Genomic DNA, 5,530 nt, shown 5'->3' with positions numbered 1-5,530 from the left:
TTACAGGAAGTTGTATCTCAGGTTGGACAGCTAAGTGAGGAATTCACAGCTTTGGAGACGTGGCTAACTTCCGGGTTTATCCCAAAAGGTTTAGCAACTCCGATTGATGCTGATTCTGAGTATGATTGCGCCCCCCTAGCCCCCCAGCGAGCAATCCCTCGCTGGGGGGAACAAAACTCTCAAAGTCCCCCGAGCGAGCAATCCCTCGCTCGGGGGGATTTAGGGGGCTTTTCCCAAACCAGACCATCGCCCATTCATACTTCAATTCAGCAACACCCAACTCCTAATCCAACTATGGAGGATAGTTGGTCAACACCAGTCGGTGGCGATCAGGTCAGCCAGGGGAATAATAGCGACGTTTTCGTTAATTCAGGGGATGTACAATTCTCTAGGGTGGAATCAGGGGCGACAAGAAGGCAGAAGCTAGAGGGCAGAGGGCAGAAGGTGCCCACAACTACTCCTGCCCAGGAGCTGACCCTAGATCAAGAACTCTTCCCTTCTTCCTCTGTTGCTCCCTCAACCCAATCTCGATCTAAACAACCAACTCTGGACAGGAATGAAGCACTCTTACCAAAGCATTCGAATAATGTTCAGGGCTTGAAAGAACTTGCCGAATTATTACCTTCCCAGGAACAGCTAGATTTACCAAACCCTAATCTGGTTAGTGCCTCTGATCCCATGTTGTACTCAAACCTAGTAGATCGGGAGCACAAGCAAGACAAAGGAGATCAAGTACTATTTACAAATGCAACTCCCGATCAACTGATTGATGACTATGGGAGTGGTGATGAAATCAGTGATCCGAGTCCCGAAACCTTGCAGAGGTTTCCCTTGGGTGCGGATACTGATATTGCATCACCTCCTGGCTCCTTTGCTCCCTCAACCCAACCTCTATCTAAAAAACCAACTCTGGGCAGGAATGAAGTAGTCTTACCAAAGCATTCGAGTAATGTTCAGGGCTTGAAAGAACTTGCCGAATTATTACCTTCCCAGGAACAGCTAAATTTAGCAAACCCTAATCTGGTTAGCGAGTCTGATCCCACGTTGCACTCAAACCTAGTAGATCGGGAGCACAAGCAAGACAAAGGAGATCAAGTACTATTTACAAATGCAACTCCCGATCAACTGATTGATTCCTATCGGAGTGGTGAGGAAATAGGCATTGCTGAATCTTCGGATGAATATGAGTGGGGTGGGAATCCTGGCTGGCCCAGGAAGGAAACAGGCAAGATGCCCATTCCACAAGGCAAGATGCCCATTCCACAAAACTCTTCAAATCATTCCATGATTAAGCAACCCCAGGAAATCAGTGGTGGGAGTCCCGAAAGCTTGCAGAGGTTTCCCTTGGCTGCGGATATTGATATTACCCCACCCCAGGCTCTTCAAACTTCCAGTGACCCATCAGCGATCAGCCCTCAGCGATCAGCCCTCAGCGATCAGCCCTCAGCGATCAGCCCTCAGCCCTCAGCGATCAGCCCTCAGCGATCAGCGATCAGCCATTACCCATTACCCATTACCCATTACCCATTACCCATCACCCATCACCCATTACCCATTACCCATTACCCATCACCCATTACCCATTACCCATCACCCATTCTTCCGATCCCAGCAAGCTAGAAACAGAGGTTGAAACAGAGATGATCAGGCGCAACGGTACACCAGAAATGGACTTAGATCAGATTATGGACGCGATCGCTAGCAAAGTCAGTCGCGAATACCGCAGATTTTATGGGAGCAGTTAATCATGGCTATTGAGTTAGGAAAAATTAAGCTAAACCGAGTGCATCGGCTGGTCACCCTAGAGCAAGCCAATTTGATCTCCCATCGTGTTCCTGGTATGGCAGGAAACCTTGTGCAGGACTTGGGACGGGATTCAGTATTCTTAGGGATTAGTGGTATCTTTTACGGTTCTACAGCCAGTAAGGACTTGGAGGCACTGCGACAAATTTACAAACAGCGAAAACCGGTGGATTTTATTGCCGAAATTGTTGGCAGAAACTACTTTGGCCAGGTTCTTATCGAACGATTTGAGGTGTTTCAATTAGCTAAAGAGCCAGAGCAGTTCAGCTATACTTTGACCATTGCTGAGTATACTGAACCTTCTAGTAGTCAAGGGGTTGGAGCTGTTGCTCAGGTAGACGAGTCGATTCAGGTTAACGCCAAGAATATGATGGATGTTGCCACTCTTCCTGATGCTCTACAACTGGGTACTATTCCGGAAATTACTAACCCATTGGAACCGTTAAAAGGAGCTTTAGAACCCGTACAGGAAGCCACAAAAGATTTAGATAAAGTGACAGAAGGATTAAAAGCTATTTTTGGTATTTAAGTTGCGGTTTTTAGCGTTTAACCGGCTTTTACACACAAGATTAAGTTAATCATACTCAAAATTATGGCACTCTCTATTGTCGAGCAATTCAAAGACATTAATCCTAACGTAGCATTTGCTGATGCTCAAAATCAATGTAATCAAGCGGAAAGTACTGTTGCTCAACTGGGTCAAAATGGTCTTCCTGATATTAATAATTATCAGCAGCAAATAGAAGAGCAGCTTCCTCAGGTCGATTTTACAAATGTAAAGAATATAATTTCCCAGGTGCCTTTATCTGCTGAGGAACTGAAAGCAGAATTATCTGGAAAAATCGACCAACTCACAGAACTTAACTTCGAGAGCCTTACCGCAGCCATTACCTTACCCAAGGCAGCTGATTTCGGAGACTTGAAGATTGCTAATGACATTAAAAAGTCTATTGGCTCTTTAACTGAAGACTTGATAGGTAGCTTCAGTATCGGAGAATTGCCCACAGACACAAAAACTATCTTTGGGGAATTTGAAGAATTTGTCACCAAGGCAGGAATGTTACCTGTTCGCACCTTGGATGTTTTATTCAAAGCACTAAAAAAATTCCTCGATAAATTGTCAGATCCAGATGAATTACTGAAAAAAATTGATTCACAAGCCCTCACCGAAATTTTTAAGGAGCAGATTAACTCCTTAGCAGAACAACTTCCTTCCAAGGCTCTTAGCCGCATTGAAATGAATATCGAGGATCGAATTAAATTAATAGCAGAGTATAAACAACTGCTGGGTTCACTAAAAGACCCTACTTCCCTAAAAAAAGAGCAATTTCCAAAACTGAGAAAAAGCATTGGAGCGATTGCTAGAAAAATTGAGAGCCTTGATGCTAGCACAGATACAGCTCTGGCAAATTTACAAAACTTTAATATTACCAATTTCCAAACTGCTTTAGAAGAATTAATTAGTACTGCAGGAGATGGTGCTACTACAGGAGCTTTAGTTCCTTTCTTTAATAAAATCAAGACTTATATTGAGACTCTGACAGCTAAAGTTAAAACTATTACCGATAAACTCAGAGAGTTTGCCCAGAAAATACCAGAGGTTATTGAACAAGCCATTAGTAAAGTGAAGGAAATTGCCACTAAAGTTACCCAAGGTATTGCCGACAAAATTAAGCAAGGAGAAGAGCTGTTAAATACAGTTAAAAGCTATATTAAAGAAATTATTCAAAAAATAAAACAGTTTATTGAAACTACTTCTCGTAAGTCCCAAGAATTAGTTAAACCCTTTAAAAAAGGATGTAATCAAGCCTCGACAACTATTGTTGGTAAAGTTGATGAATTTTCTGGAGAAATAAAAAAGCAAACTAAAAAAATAGAAGATTCAATTAACGACGTTAACAATAAAATTAAAAACCAGCTCAACCAAGAGCAGTTAGAAAATAAAATCAAGGATCTGTTTGAAAAAGTTACTGCCATTTTGAATAGTCCTCAAATTACTAATGCCCTAAAAGACGCTGAAGAGGGTATGGGGACAATTACTGAAAATCTCAAAAAAGTGTCCCTTAAACCAGCGTTTCAAGTGGTGGTAACCAAAAGCAATGGCTTGGAGAAGGAGTTAAAAGCGGTTGATGTCTCTACCCTTAGTACCCCGGTTAAAACCGCACTAAAAGTCGGAACAGAGGTAATTAAAGCGGTGGATGTTCCGGGTGTCGTTAACCCTGAGTTGAAAGCTGCCTTTGATGAGATTTTAGCTCCCTTAGACAATATTGTGGCTTTAATGGAAGGGGAATTTCATAAAATTGACGACAAAATTGAATCTTTACAACCTGGTACTCTGGTAGTGAAGTTTCTCGACCCCTATCTTACTCCTCTTGTGGATAAATTAAATGAGTACAAGCCTTCTATACTTCTTCAACCAGTCAAAGACTTTTATAATAATCTCCTGGAAAAACTAGAAGTGATTAATCCCAAGCAATTGTTGGATTTGTTAGAAGAATTATACCAAAAATTACTAGGGGTGATTGAGTCCTTATCTCCCACAATGATCACAGATTTCCTGAATCAGCAGCTGGCAACTGTCAAAACCCACCTAGATAATTTACCTGTCGAGAAGCTTGTGGGCAAAGTGACGGATGGTTTGAGTCAAGTAGATAAGCTGATGGCGGATATCGGGTTGTCGGATGTCCTCAAGTCAGATTTTTGGAAAACTTTGCAGGACATATTGAAATTAAAGTTTACCGATAAAATTAAAGAGGTTAATAATATCCGAAATAAGATCGTAGACCAAGTGAATGCAGTTGATGAGCAGGGTTTGACACAGCAATTGCAGCAACTCCAAACAGCGATCGCAACTTACACCGAGACTCCCAATCTAGCAACCGATGGCGTTGCCGGACAAGTGAAAGCTTATCACCAGGCGGTAGAAACTCTAGCAGCACCAGCAGCCAGCTTGCCAACTCCACCAGCAGAAATTGCTGTAGATTATGAAGATTTGCGAGAACGCTTGGAAAACCTTTATCAAAACTTTACTGCAACTTCCCCCCAAGAGGTTCTCGAACAAGTCAATACTATCGTTACAGACACCACTAGACTCCAGGGGAATGATAGCCAACGCGATCGCTTGCAAGAAAGTGCCAACCGCACTTCTCCTCAGCAGGTAATTGCTCACTTCAAGCAAGTTATTCCCGATGAACTCAACCGACAGATTGTCAATCCTCTGCGGGAAATTCTCCAGGCTTTAGACAAATTACTAGAGCAGCCTCGTACTGTTCTTGGTGACATTGGCAATGTGATCAAAATTATCGAGGAGGCTCCGAAACGATTAGTGGAGATTCTCAGCAACGTTGCTCAGACCCTAGGGGAGCAAATTCGTCAGGCAATTAATGCGGTTAAGAATGCCATTGCCAGTCTGACTAATGAGGTAGTAACAGCAATTGAAACGACATATCAAACAATTTTAGAAACCTTAAAGTCTCTGAGGCCGAAGCTACTGCTGAATTCCTTTGATGAGAGTGACTTTAAAGATATTGATAGTTTAATCCAAAAACTTGCTCAACCCCAGGATAAAGTTTCTGAGTACATCAATAGTAAGCTTTCTGAGCTGGGGGGGCGACGATATGGCTTGAAACGATTGATACGTCAAGAGTGTAACGATCTGTGATAGAAAAAGATAGGTCTCAAATTGTCAATAAGACCTATCTGTTGCAAATGTTACCCTTATTCTATC

The 5,530-nt window shown here is 42.5% G+C and carries 2 protein-coding genes and 1 pseudogene; all 3 read left to right on the top strand.

Translation table 11 applies throughout. The features are described 5' to 3' along the window. Nucleotides 1–1,620 (top strand): annotated as a pseudogene (locus F6K20_RS22400) (hypothetical protein); the annotation flags it as partial. 127 nt (nt 1,621–1,747) lie between these two features. Continuing rightward, nucleotides 1,748–2,332 carry a DNA circularization N-terminal domain-containing protein gene (locus tag F6K20_RS22395; protein WP_287296081.1) on the top strand — a complete coding sequence of 195 codons (585 nt, stop codon included), beginning with the start codon at nt 1,748–1,750 and terminating at the stop codon, nt 2,330–2,332. 63 nt (nt 2,333–2,395) lie between these two features. After that, on the top strand, nt 2,396–5,464 hold the full coding sequence (locus F6K20_RS22390) for a hypothetical protein (protein WP_287296079.1): 3,069 nt from the start codon (nt 2,396–2,398) through the stop codon (nt 5,462–5,464). Nucleotides 5,465–5,530: the final 66 nt, after the last annotated feature.

Origin of the sequence: Moorena sp. SIO2C4, assembly GCF_010672485.1 — a bacterium.
GTDB classification, from domain to species: Bacteria; Cyanobacteriota; Cyanobacteriia; order Cyanobacteriales; family Coleofasciculaceae; genus Moorena; species Moorena producens.
This window is presented reverse-complemented; position numbering and strand designations above follow the sequence as displayed.

Coding starts and splice junctions, on each gene's coding strand:
- F6K20_RS22395 (WP_287296081.1), top strand. CDS start 1,748: ATGGCTATTGAGTTAGGAAAAATTAAGCTAAACCGAGTGCATCGGCTG.
- F6K20_RS22390 (WP_287296079.1), top strand. CDS start 2,396: ATGGCACTCTCTATTGTCGAGCAATTCAAAGACATTAATCCTAACGTA.